Here is an 18,137-nt window from a genome sequence, read left to right as displayed (position 1 = left end):
AGCGCTTTGGGCGAGCGCATAGCGAAGTAGCACGGTCCGGACTCCTCTCCTGACCGGGCCGTGCTGCTCTGCGACCCGCTGAATTGACCAATTCCCAAAGCCCAAATTCCCGCCTAATTGCTCGGGCCGAGCCGGCCTGGGCAATTCGTCATGCCCATCCCGGGCCCATTCCTGATTCTAGGAGACAATTGTGAATTACCAGAAGTTCGCTGAAGGTGCGCTAGAGAAGCGTGCTGCGGTTATCGGCGAGATGCGCTCTGTTCGCGAAAACTCCAAGCTATCCGATGCCGAAAAGCGTAAGCGGATCGATGAGCTTGACCTAGAGGCGAACCGTTTCGAGGCTGAGGCCCGAGACTACGTCGAGCGCGCTGAGCGTGAGACCGAATCGCGTTCCACTATCGCCCGCTTCGGTTCTGCGCTGACCGGCCGTTCCGAGCGTGCCGAGATCCGCGACGAGGGCGACGAATGGCGGGGGCTACTGCCGTCCGGCAACGAATACCGCACGCTGATTGCGGGTGGTTCGCCGTCGGCGGGCGGCTATGCGGTTCCTGCAACCGTCGCTGATAAGTGGGTTGAACACCTACGAAACTCTTCGGTCTTCCTAAAGGCCCCGGGTGTCAACGTGCATCGGTTTGAGGGCGGCTCGTTTGTGCTGCCGTCGTTGACTAGCTCTAGCACTCCCGGTGTGACTGCGGAGGGTGCAAGCATTGCTGAGAGTGCGGCGACTTTCGCTGGGCTGACTTTCGCGCCGCAGAAGTACGCGGATTTCTACAAGGCGAGCAACGAGGTTATCAGCGATGCGAGCGTGGATATGCGCAACCTTATCGCTGGGGTCATGACGCGTAACCTCGCAGCTAAGGTCGACCTGGACTGCTTCCAGGGCACCGGCACTTCGCAGCTAACCGGTCTCACTAAGTCCGGTGTCGCTACTGCGGTGAACCTGGCGGTAGGCAACACGGTCGTTAAGTGGGACCACGTAATCAGCGCGTACAGCGATATCGAGGGTATCGGCGCGACGCCTGGGGTCATCTGGGCGTCTCCCGATATGGCTAAGGCGCTACGGACTGAGCGGGAAAACTCCACCAACGGCGGTTATCTGGCGGGCCAGGTTACCGACCCTGTGGCTAAGGCTGGTGTCGGTCTTCCGCTGCTTGTCTCGGCGAACCTTCCGGCTAAGACCGTCATTGTTGCTGACCCCACCCGGGTCCACATTGGCGTGCGCTCGGATGTGGCTGTCGCCATGTCTGAGGAATTCCTTTTCGATAAGGACGCTGTGGCGTTCCGTGCCACGTTCCGTGTGGCCGGTCTCGCGGTCGATAACCCTGCTGCGGTTGTCGTAATCAAGGCTTCCGCGACCTAAAAAGACTCCCCGGTTTGGCGGCCGGGGTAGCGCCTGACGGCGTAATCCATGGAGAGAGCCCCTGCTCTGTCACTGGGTGCAGTTCCCAAATTTGGGAGCTGCTATCCGGTGGCCGAGCAGGGGCTTTCTTGCTTTAGCTGACTACCCGTCAGTTCATATCTAGGCTGTCTCATGCTCGGCGAGCAAGGCGGCGACTTCCGGCACATCTGCGTAATCCCGCAAGCGACCGAGGATGACGCGCACCCGTTCCGCTGTTCTTTCTGACGGGATATCAGATGCCAGCGTGATGACTCGTCCGGCAACTGCCGCCGCTTCCTCTGGTTCGCCCCCGTCGGCGAGTGCCACGACTAGCCATGACATGTACAGCGCTAGTTCCCGAGCATGGGTTGCGTCATATCCGCTGAGCACTTCCCGGAGCAATGGAACGGCACGCAAGGGTCTGCGGATCTCGGTAAGGACCCGGCTTTCCATGATCCGCAGCTCGCCGTGATCGACCCAGTAAAGCCAGGGCACCGATTCCACGTCCTCGCTGTCCTCGCTGAGTGCTTCCTCGGCCTCGCCTAGGGCGCGCATGGCTTGCTGCCCGTTCTCGATTCCACCGGCTTTCGTATGGGCCCATGCGACCCGGTCCCAGTACAGCGCGCGAGCCTTTGGCGGAGCATCGGGCCCGGCATCATTCAGCGCCGCACGGGCCAGCGTCAGACCCTCGGACTCCCGCCCGGTGTTGCTCAATTGGTAGGCCAGGCTCCCGGCGAGATTTCCGGCAAGGGTGTGGTCCTCAGCCTGTGTGGCAGCGCTCAAACCGAGTCTGTAAATGCGCTCTGCCTCGCTGTGCTGTCCGGCGTCGCTGGCAATCCAACCGGCGATCTGCGCCAACTCGCCGATCTGGCGCAGCAATTGGCGCCCTACCTCGCTGCTGTGGCTGCCTTCCCGGTAGAGCTTCACTGCGGAGCGCAGTTCCCGGAGCGCGGGGCGGATGAGATCACCCCCGGCTAGCACGTCATCGGCGAGCCGTAGGCCGTGCACGCGTTGCTGCAAGTCGTCCACCTGGACCATGCCGACACGGCGCCCTGTACGGCCGTCTGCGGGGCTTAGCGGGTCCCCTTCGGGCAGGAAGTCGGCCAGCGTCGGCAGCGGCGACTCAGCGGGCTCTAGGGGTGCGCGGAGTACATCGACGGAGACGCCGAGAGCGGCAGCGATAAAGGGCAACCACTCCCGGGGAGTTCGCCGCCCGGTTTCCCACCTGCTGACTTCCTGACGGCCGACCGGCTCGCCGATCACACCGGCCGCCCGGCAAACCTCATGAGCCAAGCGAGCTTGACTCCAGCCGCGTTGCTCACGCAGACGTTTGATGTTGGCCCCGATGCTCCCCATGGCGTCGATTCTGGCCTACAGGGCGCGGTTCCTGGCCTACATCGGGGCAGACAGTGGGCCGCTAGTCGCTGATCGTTTCCGGGCGGAGCCTGGACGGCATGACAGAGCCCCAGCGATATCCCACAGCGCCGGTCGAGTTGCCGCTGATTCCGGCGCCGGACGCCGAACCTGTGGCCGGTTGCGATGTGTGTTTAGCGCTGGATTCACAGCGGACGGGAGCCCGAATGCGTGGGGATCTATCCAAGGCCAGTGACTTGAATGTGGAGATCCGCAGACACGCGCACGGGGGATGAGTGCGCCACCGGCCTATCACCCGAAGCCACGTGCCGGGCGAACGGGCGGAGAAGAGCCGTGGTCGCTGTGGAAGTACGGGAATCTGTGCGGCTGCTGCGCAGGGTCCGGCGAGATCTGGTGTGACGGCTGCTGCGGATTCGATGGCTGTCCGCGCTGTGGCTGGACCAAAAAGCGGCCATGCCCCGAATGCGTCGGCGGAAGTGCGGAGCCGATCCGGTGGTGAGCCGCCGCCCCGTAGCGGCCCGGAATCATCACGAGCGGCTACGGGGTGCGTCCAGTCCTCAGCGCTGACTCAGAGCGGCGCGAGGGGTGCGGGTTCCCGGCCTCGCTCGTGTGCTTCCCCGAGGCATTTTGCCGTTTGCCGGAATCTGACGAACTGCCGACCCTAGTATTCGATCATGAACGGATACCAGATGACGGAACGCCAGGCCGTCTATGTCGCCGCCCAGCTTCAAACCATGGGTACCGATTGCGTTGCCATGCCTGAGGAATCGCCCGGCGGAACCTGGCGGGTCTACAGCGACACGGCGCGTACGCGGGACCTGAGCGCCGAGGGTGTGGACGCTGTGGCGGCTAGGTACGCGTTCGGGCCTGCCGCATAAGTGCAGGTCAGCGGACTGCCGCACGTACGCCTGTACGTGTAACATGGCCCCGGGTGCCGAGGATCAGGTCGATGTCGGGCCGGCCGCCGGTGCGGGAGGCGGTGAGCTGTCTGCTCAGCCACAGTTGGCGCTCGTCCGGCCCGTCCTGCCATTCGGCTCCCCAGCCGAGGGAGACGACGACCACGTCGGCGCCGGCTCTCCGGGCGGCCCGGGCGTCCGCGACGATCCGGGCGGGGTCGGTCGGGCCGACCGCCCAGGGCTGTCCCTGCGGCAGCGGATGCCCGTCGGTGTCGTCGGTGTACGCGAGATGCGCGACGCGGGCGCCGCCCGCCCGCATCAGGGTGACGGCGGTCGCCTCCCGCTCGCCGCGGGCCGATCCCGGGTGCCGCACGCCCGCCCGGTCCAGCGCGTCCAGGGTGAGCCGGACTCCGTCGGCGCCGTCGTCCAGCGTGTGGCTGGAGGCGGTGGAACAGGAGTCGTAGCCCGTGGCGGCGAGCCCCTCGGCCACCTCGGGAGGGGACTTGGAGACGGACGGGCCGGTGGGGTCGCCTTCGGTGTCGTGCACGGTCCGCAGGTGACAGATCGCCAGGTCGGCCCGGGAGACGAGGGGCTGGACGCCGGCGAGCATGGGCCGGAAGTCGTATCCGGTGCCTCCCGCGTCGGAGCCGGCCCGTTCGAGGACCGAGCTGTCCGGCAGGACGCCGCCGCCGGCGACGAGGGTGAAGGCGCGGGCGGCTGGGGGTCCGGGCCTCCCGCCGGGGTGCCGCGCGGCCGTGTCGTGGGCCTGGCTGGTCACCGCGGCCGCGATGAGGGCGGCCGCGAGGGCCAGATGGATCTGTCGCGCGCGTGTGATCATGCCGGGCCCCATGCGGTCGCATTTACTTACTAATAGATACGCATCCACGTATACGGGCCGCCCGCGGTCAAGGAGACACCACCGAGGCTCACCCGTTCGGCGTTCACGGGCATGCCCGCCGGGGCGAACGGCGGTACGAACACGGCAGTCCCGGAATCCGCGGCTCCACCTCGGCCGACCGTTCGGCGCACCGTTCGCCGACCGCTTCGACCGCCCACCGCACAACCGTGTCCCCGGTCTGTCCGCGCGGGGCCCGGGGCGCTGGCATACACGCCATGACGGCCGGAACCACCACCATCACCCGCAGGACGACCGCCGAGCACGAGCTGGCCGCGCTGCAACGCGAGCACGGCCGCCCCCTCTTCGCCCTGCTGCTGCGCCTGTCCGACGGCGACCGCCAGCGCGCCGAGGACCTGGTGCAGGAGACGTTCGTCCGCGCCTGGCAGCATCCAGAGGCCCTGCGCGCCGACGACTTCGACTCCGTACGGCCCTGGCTGCTGACCGTCGGGCGGAGGCTGGCCATCGACGCGCGGCGGGCCCGGCAGGCACGGCCTCCGGAGGTCGGTGACGCGATCCTCGACAACGCGCGGGTCTGTGCCGATCACGCCGAACGCTCGGCGGCGGCACTCGATGTGCGAGAGGCTGTGAAGACACTCACTCCCGAACACCGTGAAGTCCTGGTGCTGGTGTACTTCCAGGGGGCCAGTGTGGCGGAGGCCGCCGCGGCGCTCGGGATTCCGCCCGGTACGGTGAAGTCCCGCGCGTACTACGCGCTGCGCGCCCTGCGCCGGGTTCTTCCGGGATACGCGGCCGACCTGCGGTGAAACCGAAGGCTTAGTCAAACCTCCGTAAAGCGCCTTGCCGAGGACCATGGTTGAGCAATCAGCTTGCCTCATCCGTTTTCCGGACTGGGGCCCGGGGTCGGGCGACGCGCACGCACCGGAGGAAGGCAGGAAGGGATGCTGCACAGAGGGCAAGAGAGCACGGACGGCACCGGTGGGGGCGAACTCACCGTACCCATGGCCTGGTTGTACGCCGAGTACATCGCCGACGAACTGCTGCGGACGGGCGACCTGATGCCGCCCACCTCCTTCGAGTTCCGCGCCGGGCGCGACGCCCTCGCGCTGACGATCTTCCTGTCCGACAGCAGCGGCGAACTCTCCGGGATCCGGGTCATCACCCAGCTGGAGACCTGGCTTTCGCTCACGGCGTACGACCAGCCCTGGCACACCTGGGTGCGCGAGCACCTGGCGCAGCGCGCGGCCGAGTCCACCGGATGCGCCGGGCCCGATCCCGATCTGGAGCTGGCGTCCGCGGCCTGGCGGTGGCTGGAGGAGACGGAACTGCTCGCTCCGGACCTGGACGCGGTGCCCGGCGGCGGCTCCGTGCCTGGTGAGGACGACGGCCCCCAGGTGTGGACGGCGGCCTGGCGGCTGGGGCTGCCGCTCGGGCATCTGGCCATCCACCTCTTCTGAGGGCGGCCGTGACCGCGCCGGAATCACTTCCGGCGGCGGCCGCGACCGCGCCGGGAACAATTCCCCGGTGCTCGCACCAATCCGCGAGCGCCCCCGCTCCGAACGTCTTGACCCCGATTCCTGACGAGTCTTGAGTGATTCGACGGTCTGATGCGTACCCGTGGGCAACAGCAACACCACTCACAGTCCGCACCAACGCCACGAGGATTCGGTATTCGGTATGAGGTCCCTGGAACGGCATCGCGACGTCGGCGCCTATGCGCTCGGCGTGCTCGGCGAGGCGGAAGCCTTCCGCTTCGAGGACCACCTCGTGGAGTGCGCTCAGTGCACGGCGTTCGTCAGCGAGTACCGCCCTGCCACACGGCAGTTGATGCTGTACCGGCGGTCGACGCCGCGCAGCGTCCACCCCTTCGCCGCCCCCGGGCCGCGGCTGCTCGACCGGCTGCTCGGCGAGGTGGCCACGCGCAACCGGGCCCGGCGCCGGCGCCTCCTGTTCGCCCTGGCCGCCTCCGTGGTCCTCGCGACGGGCGGACCCGCGCTCGCGCTCGTCGTCGGTCACGACTCCCCCAAGGGCACGGTCGCCGCGGCCGACCCCCCGTCGAGCCAGATGGCCAGGACCGACGCGGAGACCGGCGTCTGGGCCCAGGTGACGACCCGCGAGCGGCTCTGGGGCAGCGACATCGAGGTCGAGGTCAAGGACGCCAAGGGTCCCCGCTCCTGCGAGCTCGTCGCCATCGGCAAGGACGGCTCGGAGCAGTCGGTGACGAGCTGGATGGAGCCCGCGGACAACGAGGCCCCCCTCACGATGCAGGGCGGCTCGTCGATGCGGTCCGACGAGATCCGCCGGTTCGAGGTGCGCACGGCGGACGGCGAACACCTCGTGACGCTCAACTCCCCCTGAGCGAAACCCGTTTCACCGCCCGGGGCACCGAGGGACCGCCCGCACGGTCCGTCTACTTGAGCAGCCGGGACATCCGCCGGTCCGCCAGCGGCTTGCCGCCCGTCTGGCAGGTCGGGCAGTACTGCAACGAGGAATCGCTGAAGGAGACCTCGCGGATGGTGTCACCGCACACAGGACAGGACTCCCCCGTTCGCCCGTGCACGCGCAGACCGCTCTTCTTCTCCGACTTCAACCGCCCGGCGGCCAGCCCGTGGGAGCGCTCCACCGCCTCGGCGAGCGTGCCGCGCAGCGCCTCGTACAGCTGCCGGGTCTCTTCGGGGGTCAGCGAGGAGGCGATCTTGAAGGGGGACATCCGGGCGGCGTGCAGGATCTCGTCGCTGTAGGCGTTGCCCACACCCGCGATCAGGCTCTGGTCGCGGAGCGCGCCCTTGAGCCGGCGCCGCTCGCCCTGGAGCAGCCCGGCGAACCGCTTCTCGTCGAAGTCGTCGGCGAGCGGGTCCGGGCCGAGCCGCGCCACGCCGGGAATCCGCTCCGGGTCCTCGACGACGTACACGGCGAGCCGCTTCTGGGTGCCCGCCTCGGTGAGGTCGAAGCCCTCGCCGGTCTCCAGCGCGACACGCAGCGCGAGGGGGCCCTTGCCGGGCTTGGGCGGGCCGTCGGGGAGTATGTCCTTCCAGTGCAGCCAGCCCGCGCGGGCCAGATGCGTGACAAGGTGCGGGCCGTCCGTGCCGATGTCCAGGAACTTGCCGAACCGGCGGACGGCCGTGACCTCGCGCCCCTCCAGGGCGGAGACGGGAGGGTCGTACGTCTTCAGGACGCTGACGGCGACGGGCAGCACGCGCACGACGCGGCGGCCGACGAGACGTTCGGCCAGGAAATCCTTGAGCGCTTCGACCTCGGGCAGTTCCGGCACACGTCCAGAGTGCCATCCGGCGCCGACGACGCCCGGGACCGGACGGCGCCGGACGTCAGGTGCGCTCCCCGACCATGAACTCGCACCACACGACCTTGCCGCCGCCGCGCGCCTCGACACCCCACACGTCGGTGAGGCGGTCGACGAGCAGCAGTCCGCGGCCCGAGACACCGGACTCGCCCGCCTCGCGGCGGCGCGGCAGCGCGCTGGAGGAGTCCTCGACCTCGACGCGCAGTCTGCGGTCGGATCCGGACAGGACGCGCAGGGTGACGATGGCCGAACCCTCGGTGTGCATGAGGGTGTTGGTGATCAGTTCGTCGGCGACCAGCTCGATCTCGTCGGCCCGGTCCCGGGCTCCCCACGCGCGGACGGCGGCCCGGATCATGTGGCGGGCCTCGCTGAGCGCCTCCGGGTCGCCGGGCGCCACATGCTGCTGGAGGCGTCCGCCCGAGCGCTGGTCGATCAGCCCGTGGCGGCGCAAGAGCAGCAGGGCGACGTCGTCGTCGCCGCCGCGGTCCTCGGCCATGTCGATGAGCCGGTCGGCGAGGTCGCTGACGTCGTCCGGGCCGCCGCGGATGAGTTCGCCGAGGATGCGCATGCCGTCGTCGAGGTCGACGCCCGGCTCCTCGACGAGCCCGTCGGTGCACAGCAGCAGGGTGTGTCCGGGGTCGAGCTCGACGGTGGAGACCGGGTATTCGAGGCGTCCGAACTCGGCGGACAGGCCGAGCGGCAGGCCGCCTTCGAGGGGCAGCCGCCGGCAGGTCCGGTCGGTGGAGCGGACGAGCGGGTCGATGTGGCCGGCCCGGACGAGCTGGGTCACCCCGGTGGACAGGTCGATCTCGGCGTACAGGCAGGTCGCGAAGCGGTCGGTGTCGAGTTCGTGGAGGAAGACCGAGGCACGGGCCATCACGGTGGCCGGGGTGTGGCCCTCGGCGGCGTAGGCGCGCAGGACGATGCGCAGCTGGCCCATGACGGCGGCGGCGTGCGTGTCGTGGCCCTGGACGTCGCCGATGACGGCGCCGACGCGTCCGCCGGGCAGCGGGATCAGGTCGTACCAGTCGCCGCCGATGTCGCGGCCGAGCGAGGCGGAACGGTAGCGGACGGCGATGTCGGCGCCGCTCACGCTGGGGATGGAGCGCGGCAGCATGGCCTGCTGCAGGCCCTGGGCGAGGTCCTTCTCCTGCTCGAAGAACATGGCCCGCTGGAGGCTCTGGGCGATGCTGCTGCCGAGCGCGACGAGGACGTTGCGCTCGTCCTCCGAGAAACCGTGCCGGTCGTTGTAGAGCAGGCCGATCGCGCCGATGGGGCGCGCCTGCACGATGAGCGGCAGATAGGCGGCCGAGGTGATCTTCAGGCCGGTGATGTTCGGCCACAGGAGCGGATACGACTCGGCGAACTCCTCGGGCGACTCGATGAAGTGCGGTGCGAGGGTCCGTACGACCTCGTTCATCGGGTACTGCGCGTCCAGGCGGGTGACCCGGGTGCCGGGGACGTAGCTGTGCTCGGGGCCGGTGGCGACCATGCGGATACGGCCGGACTCCACCAGGCCCATGACCAGGCTGGCCGCCCCGAGGTGGGTGAGGCCGTGGGTGTCCTGGAGCACGTCGATGACGTCCTGCACGGTGACGGCGTGGGCCAGCGCGGCCGTGGTGAGCTGGACGACGCTGGTCTGCTGGCGCCGTACCTCGTTCTGGGCGGCCTGTTCACGGCGCGCCGCGCTCTCGTCGAGCTCCGCCGTGGCGTCACGGACGATGCCGATGATGCGGCGCGGCCGGCCGTTGTCGTCGCGGCGGATGTAGCCCTGGGTGTGGGTCCAGCGCACAGCTCCGTCGCGGCGGCGGATACGGAAGTAGGCGCCGTAGTTCTCGCTGCCGTCCTTCAGGGCGTGGGAGACCATCGTGTCGAGCCGCCGCGCCTCGGCCGGCGGGACACGTATGCCCAGGGTGGCGGGCTGCCCGTCGTATTCGTCCGGGCGCATGTCGAAGACCTCGTGGGCCTGGGCGTCCATCTGCATCAGACCGGTGTCCAGGTCCCAGTCGAAGCTGCCCATGCGGTTGAGCGCCAGGATCGGATCCGGGTGGGCGGGCCAGTCGTCCGGGAGTGACAGGGCGCTCGCTCCCCGATCAACCATGGGGCCACCATGCCAGTATTTGCCCGATTGTTCGACTTCTGGGGGGCCTCGTTCCGGGCCCCCCGGACGTGAGGGCGTTCACCTGCCGGGGGTGTCGGCCGAGACGTCGAAGACGCTGTCCGGACCGGTCGGCCCGTCGGGGATCAGCCCGCCGTCGGGTGCCTCGGGGCTGTCCGGGCCGGTGTCCTCGGTGGGGGTGCCCGGCCCGTCGGACGGTTCCCGCGGTGCCGGGGGCTCCGGTGAGCCGGAGCGGCCGGGGTCGGCCGGGCCAGTCGGCGGAGCCGTGGCGTCGCCCGAGGGGGCCGCGGTGGTCGCGGGCGCCGTCGTCGGCGCCGCCGTGACGGTGGCCGAGGGGCAGTGCGAGGGCTCGGCACTCGGGCGCGCGGAGCGGCCCGGCCCGGCCACGTCCATGGCGGCGCCGTCCGTCGGCACGGCGGTGGGCGCGGTGTCCGGCCCGGTGCTCTCGTCCGGGGTGCCCTCCCCTGTCCCCGGTGTCGGCGTCACCGTCGCGGTCGGCGTGGGGCAGTCGGACGCGGAGGCGTCGGGGGACGGGCTCCGGCCGCCCGGGGAGGTGCCGGCGGAGGGCTCGCGCGCGGTGGCGGAGTCGTGCGGCAGCGGGTCCGGGCTCTCGGGCGGCGGTACGGCGTGGTCGTGCCGGTGGCCCTCGTACCCGACCGGCCGCTCGATCCAGGTGTGGTCGGCGACGTCGACGATCGTGATGTCGGTGATGACGGCGGGCGCCGGCGTCACCGTCACGACCTGGGCGGGCCGGTACCAGCTCCAGGGCCTGCCCCGGGTGTCCGGGTTCCCGTCGGCCTTTGTCGGCCGGCCCAGCGGGTTGCCGCAGGCGCAGCGGACCCGGGGTACGCCCCGGTCGTCGACGAGGACGGCCGTGCCGGCCTGGAGGACGGCCTGGAAGCCGGTGGCCTGCCCCGCGGCGAACCCGTGGTCCGTGACGCCGGTGTCGGCGCGGAGCACGACCGGGGTGAGCCCGCGCAGATAGTCCGGGACGGACTCCGGGGAGATCCCGGAGAGTTCGGCGAAGACGCGGGCCCTGGCCCGGTCGGCGGCGAGGAACCTGATCTGCTGGGCGACATCGCAGCTGCCGGCGTTGCGGGTGCCGCCGTACAGGCCCGGGGTGGCACCCGAGACGGTGCGCGCCCCCCGGGTGCCGGTGGGCGACGGTTGCGGCGTTCGGGTGACGGACGGCGGGGGCGCGGGGGCGGTGTCGGTGGGCGCCGTGAAGGGGTCGGGCCCCTGGACCGCGAGGGGCTGGAGGAACACCTCGCCGCCGGTGGATCCGTTCGGCGCCGTGCCCCCGCCACCGGCGCCACAGCCCGCGACGACAAGGAGTGCCGCCGCGAACGCGCAGGTCGCGACAAAGGTCCTGGTGGGTATGTGCACCACGTCTCTCCCGTCCGTCCCGGGCAGTTGGTGCCTCATTGTCTGCGTCACTCTCTTGGCGCACGCAAGCGGAAATCGGTCACCCAGCGTCACAATGGAGGGGAGAGGAGCACCCGCCATGGAGTGGTTCGTCGCACCCGACTACTGGCTGAGCCGGCTGGTGTTCCAGCGGGGGCTGGCCGTGCTGTATCTGGTCGCGTTCCTGGGCGCGGCCCTGCAGTTCCGTGCGCTGACCGGGGAACGCGGGATGCTGCCGGTGCCCCGCTTCGTGCGGCACGTCGCGTTCCGGGACGCGCCGAGTGTCTTCCACTGGCGCTACTCGGACCGCTTCTTCGCCGCCTGGTGCTGGACGGGCTGCGCGGTGTCGGCGGCGCTGGCCGCCGGGCTCGACGGGTATCTGCCGCTCTGGGGGGCGATGCTGCTGTGGCTCGTCCCGTGGGCCCTGTACCTGTCGGTCGTCAACGTCGGCCAGACCTGGTACTCGTTCGGCTGGGAGTCGCTGCTGCTGGAGGTGGGCTTCCTCGCGGTGTTCCTCGGCAACGACGAGGTCGCGCCACCGGTCGTCGTGCTGTTCCTCATGCGCTGGGTGCTGTTCCGGGTGGAGTTCGGCGCGGGGCTGATCAAGATGCGGGGCGACGCCTGCTGGCGGAACCTGACCTGCCTCTACTACCACCACGAGACCCAGCCGATGCCGGGTCCGCTGAGCTGGTTCTTCCACCATCTGCCCAGGCCGTTCCACCGGATCGAGGTGGCCGCGAACCACTTCACTCAACTCGTGCTCCCCGTGCTGCTGTTCACTCCGCAGCCGGTCGCGACGGCGGCGGCCTCGCTGATGATCCTGACCCAGTTGTGGCTGGTCCTCTCCGGCAACTTCGCCTGGCTGAACTGGACGACGATCGTGCTCGCCCTGAGCGTGACCGAACTGCCCGCCACCGCGCCGCACGTCGCCGCCCCGCCGCTCTGGTACGAGGTGGTCGTCCTCGTGGTGGCCGCCGGCCTGCTGGCCCTCGGCTACCGTCCGGCACGCAACATGGTCTCCCCGCGCCAGGTCATGAACCGCTCCTTCGACCCGCTCCACCTGGTCAACACCTACGGGGCGTTCGGCAGCGTCAGCCGGGTGCGTCACGAGGTGATCGTCGAGGGCACGGCGGACGAGGTGCCGCGCGAGGACGCGGACTGGCGGGAGTACGAGTTCAGGGGCAAGCCCGGCGATCCGCGGTACTGGCCGCGCCAGTTCGCTCCGTACCATCTGCGGCTCGACTGGCTGATGTGGTTCGTGGCGCTGTCTCCCGGCTACGCCGGCACCTGGTTCTCGGCTCTCGTGGAACGGCTCCTGGAGAACGACCGTGACACCCTGCGACTCCTCCGCCGCTCCCCGTTCCCCGCCGACGCCCCGCCCCGCTACATTCGCGCCCGCCTCTTCCGCTACCGGTACACGACGTGGAACGAGCTCCGCGAGACGGGCGCGTGCTGGCACCGGACCTACGTGCGCGACTTCCTCCCGCCGACCCGGCTGGAGGGCGCCGCCGAGCGAAGGGTTCCGTACTAGCCGCCTGGTTTCGCGGCGATCGGTGATCATGGGCGGTGAGTGAGCCGGTGGCCGGCGCGCCGGAGGCCGCGATCCGAAGTGTGCGTGGGCGATGGGGTGGGTCATGGGAACGGCGGGAATCGTCGAAGGGCTCTGGAAGGCCGGGGAGATGCCGCTCCGCGACGGGCTGTACCGGCCGGACGACACGGGTCTGGAGCTCCATGTCGAGGGTCCGGGGGCTTACCACCCGGATGCCGGGCAGCCGATTCCCTTCCGTGTCGGAGGACCGGTCGATGTGGCCCGGGCTCTTCAGGAACACGGCGTCGACGGGGTGGACACGTGTTTCGAGAGCCCGCTGCCGGACGGATCGGGGTGGATGTCCGGCGGGGGTGGCGGGACGGGCAACATCGGTCATCTCGCCCGTCTGGACACCGACCGCTCGTTGCGGTGGATCGCCGTGATGTTCCGCTCCAACCCGTTCGTCGAAGTGCGCTACGAGGGCATGAGCGCCGCCTTCACCAACGACTGGGGGAACCGGCTGGTGCTCGACCTCGGCGGCGCTGCCCTTGGCTGACGCCGCCGACGGACCGGGATCAGGCGCGGTGGACGCGGGTCGTCTCCCGTCCGGGGAGGGGTGCGGCGGCGGGCAGCAGGCCTTCCGTGTGCAGTTCGCGCCAGAAGTCCGGGGGCACGGGCGTCGCGAACTGCTCGGCGCAGTCGCGGACTTCGGCCGCCGAACGGGCGCCTGCCAGGACGCTCGCCACGGCGGGGTGGGCGGCCGGGAAGGCCAGGGCCGCGGCGCGCAGGGTCGTACCGTGCCGCTCGGCGATCACCTTCAGGCGCAGGGCACGGTCCAGCAACTCGCCTGGGGCGCCGGTGTAGTTGTACGTCGCTCCGGGGCGCGGGTCCGCCAGCAGGCCGGAGTTGAAGGCGCCGCCGATGACGACGGAGGTGCCGCGGTCCTGGGCGGCGGGCAGCAGTTCGGTGAGCGCGCCGTGGTCCAGGAGGGTGTAGCGGCCCGCGCACAGCACCACGTCGACGTCCGTCTCGCGGACGAAGCGGGTGAGCATCTCCGTCTGGTTCATGCCCGCGCCGATCGCGCCGACCACACCCTGCGAGCGCAGTTCCTCCAGCGCGGGGTAGCCCTCGCGGAAGGCCTGCTCGGCGTGGTCGTCGGGGTCGTGGAGGTAGACGACGTCCACACGGTCCAGGCCGAGCCGGCCGAGGCTGGCGTCCAGGCTCCGTCGTACGCCGTCGGCGCTGAAGTCCCATACGCGGCGGTGCGTGGCGGGCACCGCGAAGCCGTCGGCCAGGTCGTCGCCGCCGGTGTCCACGGGCTCCAGGAGGCGGCCCACCTTCGTCGAGACGGTGTACTCGGCGCGGGGCCGGTCGCGCAAGGCCGTGCCCAGGCGCCGTTCGGAGAGGCCGAGACCGTAGTGCGGGGCGGTGTCGAAGTAACGGATGCCGCTCGTCCAGGCGGCGTCGACCGCGTCGTACGCCTGCTCGTCGGTGACCTCGGTGTACAGGTTGCCGATACCGGCGGCGCCGAAGGACAGCGCGCTGACGGGGACGCCGTCGGCGCCGAGGGAGTTCACCGGACCGCCTGGCGCGGCCGCAGGCCCTGCATCCCGCCGTCCACCGCGAGCGCGGTGCCGGTGGTGGATCCGGACAGCGGGCTCGCCAAGTAGGCGATGGCGCCCGCGGCTTCCGGTGCCGACACCAGACGGCCGGTGGGCTGGCGGGCCTCCAGCGCGGCGCGCTCGGCGGCCGGGTCGGCAGCGGCGTCCAGGAGCCGGCCGACCCACGGGGTGTCCACCGTGCCGGGGTTGACGCAGTTGACGCGGATGCCTTCGCCGACGTGGTCGGCCGCCATGGCCAGGGTCAGAGCGAGGACGGCGCCCTTGGACGCCGAGTACAGCGCCCGCTGGGGCAGCCCCGCCGTGGCCGCGACCGAGCAGGTGTTCACGATGGCCGCGTGCGCGGACTCCCGCAGGTGGGGAAGGGCGGCGCGGGTCGTCCGCACGATGCCGAGGAGATTGACGTCCAGGACCCGGTGCCATTCCACGTCGTCGTTGTCCTCGACGGTGCCGCGGGCGCCGATGCCCGCGTTGTTGACCAGGATGTCGAGCCCGCCCAGGTCGGCGACCGCAGCGGCCACGGCCGCGCGCACGGAGGCGTCGTCGGTGACGTCGGCCCGGTAGCCGGTCAGGGGCTTTTCGACGGCCGATGGATCGAGGTCCAGGACGGCGACCCGGGCGCCGCGGGCCGCGAGGAGACCGGCGGCGGCCCGGCCGATCCCCGAAGCGCCCCCGGTCACCAGCGCCTTGAGTCCGTCGAAGTCCTGAGAGTCCGTCATACGGCGTTTCCCTTCGGGTCGTCGGCGGTCCGCCGGGCGAGGTCGGCGGCCCAGAACGTGCCGCCGGGATAGCTGAACTCCGCGACGGACTCGGGCCGCATCGCGGCGGAGAAGCCCGGCGCGGTGGGCGCGGCGTAGTGGCCGTCGCGGATCACCACCGGTTCGGTGAAGTGCTCGTGCAGATGGCCGACGTACTCGATGACGCGGTCCTCGGTGGTGCCGGACAGGGCGACGAAGTCGAACATCGCGAGGTGCTGGACGAGTTCGCACAGGCCCACACCTCCGGCGTGCGGGCAGACCGGGACGCCGAACTTGGCGGCGAGGAGCAGGATGGCGAGGTTCTCGTTGACTCCGCCGACCCGGGCGGCGTCGATCTGGAGGATGTCGAGGGAACCCGCCTGGAGCAGCTGCTTGAAGACGACGCGATTGTGGGCGTGTTCGCCGGTGGCGACCTTGACGGGGGCCACCGCCGCGCGCACGGCGGCATGGCCGAGGATGTCGTCGGGGCTGGTCGGCTCCTCTATCCAGTAGGGCCGGCACTCTGCGAGCGCCTTGGTCCAGGTGATCGCCTCGTCCACGTTCCAGCGCTGGTTGGCGTCGACGGCGATACGGATGTCCGGGCCCACCGCGGCACGGGCGGCGCGGCAGCGGCGCAGGTCGTCCTCCAGGTCCGCGCCCACCTTCAGCTTGATCTGCCGGAAGCCCCCGGCGACGGCCTCGACGGCCAGGCGGGTCAGCTTCTCGTCGCTGTAGCCGAGCCAGCCGGGTGAGGTGGTGTAGGCGGGGAAGCCGTGTGCGCGCAGGGCCGCGGCGCGCTCCTCGGCGCCTTCCCTGCCCCGGCGCAGCAGTTCCAGCGCTTCCTCGGGCGTCAGCGCGTCCGTGATGTAGCGGAAGTCGACCTGGCCGACGAGCCATTCGGGATCGGCCTCCGCGAGCAGTTGCCACAGCGGTCGGTGCGCGCGTCGTGCGGCCAGATCCCACACGGCGTTGACGACGGCGCCGATCGCCATGTGCATCACGCCCTTCTCGGGTCCGAGCCAGCGCAGTTGGCTGTCGCCGACCAGGTCCCGGGAGAGGGAGCCGGGGTCGGCGCACAGCTCGTCGAGGGACCGTCCGAGGACGTGTCCTCGCAGCGCGTCGATCGCGGCGACCTGGACGTCGTTGCCCCGCCCGATGGTGAAGGCGAAGCCGTGGCCCTCGGCTCCGTCGGGTGCGTCGGTGCGCAGCACGACGTACGCGGCCGAGTAGTCGGGGTCCGGGTTCATCGCGTCCGAGCCGTCGAACGCGCGCGAGGTGGGGAAGCGGATGTCGTGGGTGTCGACCGCGACGACGCGGGCGGAGGTCGGGGGCACGGCGTGCCTTTCCGTCGGCGACAGGGGTCCAAGGCCGGGCGCGGAGGAATGCTCGGTCCCGAGGATCTCCCCCGGTACCCCTCCGCGTACAGCGTCGGACGCGTTTCGGCCCGAAGGCCGGGGGCCCGGAGCCTCGACGCGGCGCCCGGACTGCGGGCAGAGTGCTCCCGTAACTACTCACCAGTACGAAACGAGTGAGGAGCGCCCGTGACCACCTGGCCCGGCCGGACGGCCACCGAGATCGCCGCAGCCGTACGCGAGAAGAGGGTCACCCCCCGCGAGGTGGTGGCCGAACACCTCGCGCGGATCGAACGCCTCGACGGGCGCGTCGGCGCCTTCCGTACGGTCCGCGCCGGGGCCGCCCTCGCGGAGGCCGACGAGCTGGCCGGCAGGGACCTGGGCCGGCTCCCCCTGGCGGGTGTGCCGGTGGCGGTGAAGGACAACCTCGCGGTGCGCGGCGAGCAGACCCGCAACGGCTCCGCCGCGACCCCGGACACGCCCGCCGACGAGGATCACGTCACCGTGGCCCGGCTGCGGGCGGCGGGCGCCGTCGTGGTGGGCCTGACGAACGTGCCCGAACTCTGCGTCTTCGGCACCACGGAGGGCGTGTACGGCAACGCCCGCAACCCCTGGGACCTGTCCCGCACGGCGGGCGGCTCCTCGGGTGGCAGCGCCGCGGCGGTCGCCTCCGCGATGGTGCCGATCGCGCTCGGCAACGACGGCATGGGCTCGCTGCGCATCCCCGCCGCCAACTGCGGTCTGGTCACCCTGAAGCCGGGCCACGGGGTGATCCCCGCCGGGATCGGTCACGGCGACTGGTTCGGCATGTCGGAGAACGGCCCGCTGGCCACGACGGTCGAGGACGCGCGGCTGATGTTCGCCCTCCTCGCGGACATCGAGCCGGCCCCGCCCGCGGAGCCCGCCACCCGCAGGATCGCCGTCTCGGTGCGCAGCCCGCTGGCCGGAATCCACGTCACGCGGCCGTATACGAACGCGGCCCGGGAGGCCGCCGCCCTGCTGGCCGAGGCGGGTCACCGGGTGCGGACCGCGAACCCGCCGTACCCGCTCTGGCTGAGCACGACCTCGCTCGCGCACTGGACGGCGGGCACCGCCGTGGACGCCGAGGACCTCGACCCGCGCAGGCTGGCCCGGCGCACCCGCGTGCACGCCGCGGTCGGCCGCCGCTTCGTGACGGGTGTCCGCAAGGGGGAGCGCCGCGAGCAGTTGCGCGGACGTCTGGCGACGTTCTTCGCGGAGTACGACGTGCTGCTCACCCCGGCGCTCGCCCGGCGCGCTCCCGCCTCCGCCGACTGGCACAAGCGGGGCTGGCTGCGCAATGTCCTGGCCAACACCAACTACTCGCCGATGACCCCGCCGTGGAACCTCACCGGCTGGCCCGCGATGTCGGTTCCGTTCGGAAGGCTTCCGGGCGGCGCCCCCTGTGCCGTCCAGCTCGTCGGCCTGCCCGGCTCCGAGGCGGCTCTGCTCGATGTGGCCGGCCAGCTCGAGGTACTGCACCCGTGGCGGCGTACGGCTCCGCTCGGCTAGGAGCGGGGTGTCCGGACGGAGGGCGTTGTCGCCGGATTGGAAG

The 18,137-nt window shown here is 70.9% G+C and carries 15 protein-coding genes and 1 pseudogene; 8 read left to right on the top strand and 8 right to left on the bottom strand.

Annotation, left to right across the window (positions count from 1 at the left end):
* The first annotated feature begins 190 nt into the window (after window positions 1–190).
* The gene (locus OG485_RS37115; RefSeq protein ID WP_328672938.1) at window positions 191–1,360 is read left to right on the top strand and encodes a phage major capsid protein; all 1,170 of its coding nucleotides are present in this window, start codon (window positions 191–193) and stop codon (window positions 1,358–1,360) included.
* 159 nt (window positions 1,361–1,519) lie between these two features.
* On the opposite strand, the gene OG485_RS37110 is transcribed toward OG485_RS37115, so the two are convergent.
* Complete coding sequence (locus tag OG485_RS37110; RefSeq protein ID WP_328672937.1) at window positions 1,520–2,734, bottom strand: helix-turn-helix transcriptional regulator; 1,215 nt, start codon at window positions 2,732–2,734, stop codon at window positions 1,520–1,522.
* Window positions 2,735–3,426: 692 nt separating this feature from the next.
* On the opposite strand from OG485_RS37110, the gene OG485_RS37105 reads away from it, so the two are divergent.
* Complete coding sequence (locus OG485_RS37105; protein WP_328674866.1) at window positions 3,427–3,630, top strand: hypothetical protein; 204 nt, start codon at window positions 3,427–3,429, stop codon at window positions 3,628–3,630.
* 40 nt (window positions 3,631–3,670) lie between these two features.
* Here OG485_RS37105 and OG485_RS37100 read toward each other — a convergent pair.
* Window positions 3,671–4,486 (bottom strand): annotated as a pseudogene (locus OG485_RS37100) (CapA family protein); the annotation flags it as partial.
* A gap of 275 nt (window positions 4,487–4,761) precedes the next feature.
* Between OG485_RS37100 and OG485_RS37095 the strand changes: the two are divergent.
* The 3 genes from OG485_RS37095 to OG485_RS37085 all read left to right on the top strand — a co-directional run bounded on the left by OG485_RS37095 (window position 4,762) and on the right by OG485_RS37085 (window position 6,862).
* Window positions 4,762–5,310 (top strand): sigma-70 family RNA polymerase sigma factor, encoded by a 549-nt coding sequence (locus OG485_RS37095; RefSeq protein WP_328672935.1) that lies wholly within the window; start codon window positions 4,762–4,764, stop codon window positions 5,308–5,310.
* Window positions 5,311–5,445: 135 nt separating this feature from the next.
* Window positions 5,446–5,961 (top strand): hypothetical protein, encoded by a 516-nt coding sequence (locus OG485_RS37090; protein WP_328672934.1) that lies wholly within the window; start codon window positions 5,446–5,448, stop codon window positions 5,959–5,961.
* A 220-nt stretch (window positions 5,962–6,181) separates the two neighbouring features.
* Window positions 6,182–6,862 carry an anti-sigma factor family protein gene (locus OG485_RS37085; RefSeq protein ID WP_328672932.1) on the top strand — a complete coding sequence of 227 codons (681 nt, stop codon included), beginning with the start codon at window positions 6,182–6,184 and terminating at the stop codon, window positions 6,860–6,862.
* A 52-nt stretch (window positions 6,863–6,914) separates the two neighbouring features.
* Here the strand turns inward: OG485_RS37085 and OG485_RS37080 are convergent, their stop codons facing one another.
* The 3 genes from OG485_RS37080 to OG485_RS37070 all read right to left on the bottom strand — a co-directional run bounded on the left by OG485_RS37080 (window position 6,915) and on the right by OG485_RS37070 (window position 11,313).
* The gene (locus tag OG485_RS37080; protein WP_328672931.1) at window positions 6,915–7,775 is read right to left on the bottom strand and encodes an Fpg/Nei family DNA glycosylase; all 861 of its coding nucleotides are present in this window, start codon (window positions 7,773–7,775) and stop codon (window positions 6,915–6,917) included.
* A gap of 55 nt (window positions 7,776–7,830) precedes the next feature.
* Window positions 7,831–9,906: a SpoIIE family protein phosphatase gene (locus OG485_RS37075; protein WP_328672929.1), complete on the bottom strand. Its 2,076-nt coding sequence runs from the start codon at window positions 9,904–9,906 to the stop codon at window positions 7,831–7,833.
* Between the two features lie 78 nt (window positions 9,907–9,984).
* Window positions 9,985–11,313 carry a DUF6777 domain-containing protein gene (locus OG485_RS37070; RefSeq protein WP_328672926.1) on the bottom strand — a complete coding sequence of 443 codons (1,329 nt, stop codon included), beginning with the start codon at window positions 11,311–11,313 and terminating at the stop codon, window positions 9,985–9,987.
* Between the two features lie 115 nt (window positions 11,314–11,428).
* Between OG485_RS37070 and OG485_RS37065 the strand changes: the two genes are divergently transcribed.
* Both OG485_RS37065 and OG485_RS37060 read left to right on the top strand, forming a co-directional pair.
* Window positions 11,429–12,859, top strand: coding sequence for a lipase maturation factor family protein (locus OG485_RS37065; protein ID WP_328672924.1), 1,431 nt, complete (start codon window positions 11,429–11,431; stop codon window positions 12,857–12,859).
* A 103-nt stretch (window positions 12,860–12,962) separates the two neighbouring features.
* A complete protein-coding gene (locus tag OG485_RS37060) occupies window positions 12,963–13,412 on the top strand; it encodes a hypothetical protein (RefSeq protein ID WP_328672922.1) in 450 nt (149 codons plus the stop codon).
* A gap of 19 nt (window positions 13,413–13,431) precedes the next feature.
* Here OG485_RS37060 and OG485_RS37055 read toward each other — a convergent pair whose 3' ends face one another.
* The 3 genes from OG485_RS37055 to OG485_RS37045 are packed head-to-tail and all read right to left on the bottom strand — an operon-like array spanning window position 13,432 to window position 16,546.
* Window positions 13,432–14,433, bottom strand: a complete 1,002-nt coding sequence (locus OG485_RS37055; RefSeq protein ID WP_328672920.1) for an aldo/keto reductase — start codon at window positions 14,431–14,433, stop codon at window positions 13,432–13,434.
* Window positions 14,430–15,194 (bottom strand): SDR family NAD(P)-dependent oxidoreductase, encoded by a 765-nt coding sequence (locus OG485_RS37050; protein WP_328672919.1) that lies wholly within the window; start codon window positions 15,192–15,194, stop codon window positions 14,430–14,432. The genes OG485_RS37055 and OG485_RS37050 overlap by 4 nt, the downstream gene beginning before the upstream one ends.
* Window positions 15,191–16,546, bottom strand: a complete 1,356-nt coding sequence (locus OG485_RS37045) for an enolase C-terminal domain-like protein (RefSeq protein ID WP_328672916.1) — start codon at window positions 16,544–16,546, stop codon at window positions 15,191–15,193. The genes OG485_RS37050 and OG485_RS37045 overlap by 4 nt, the downstream gene beginning before the upstream one ends.
* Window positions 16,547–16,753: 207 nt before the next feature.
* Here OG485_RS37045 and OG485_RS37040 point away from each other — a divergent pair, with 207 nt between their 5' ends.
* Window positions 16,754–18,094, top strand: a complete 1,341-nt coding sequence (locus tag OG485_RS37040) for an amidase (protein WP_328672915.1) — start codon at window positions 16,754–16,756, stop codon at window positions 18,092–18,094.
* Window positions 18,095–18,137 lie beyond the last annotated feature (43 nt).

Origin of the sequence: Streptomyces sp. NBC_00328, from assembly GCF_036139655.1 — a bacterium.
Classification (GTDB): domain Bacteria; phylum Actinomycetota; class Actinomycetes; order Streptomycetales; family Streptomycetaceae; genus Streptomyces.
This window is presented reverse-complemented; position numbering and strand designations above follow the sequence as displayed.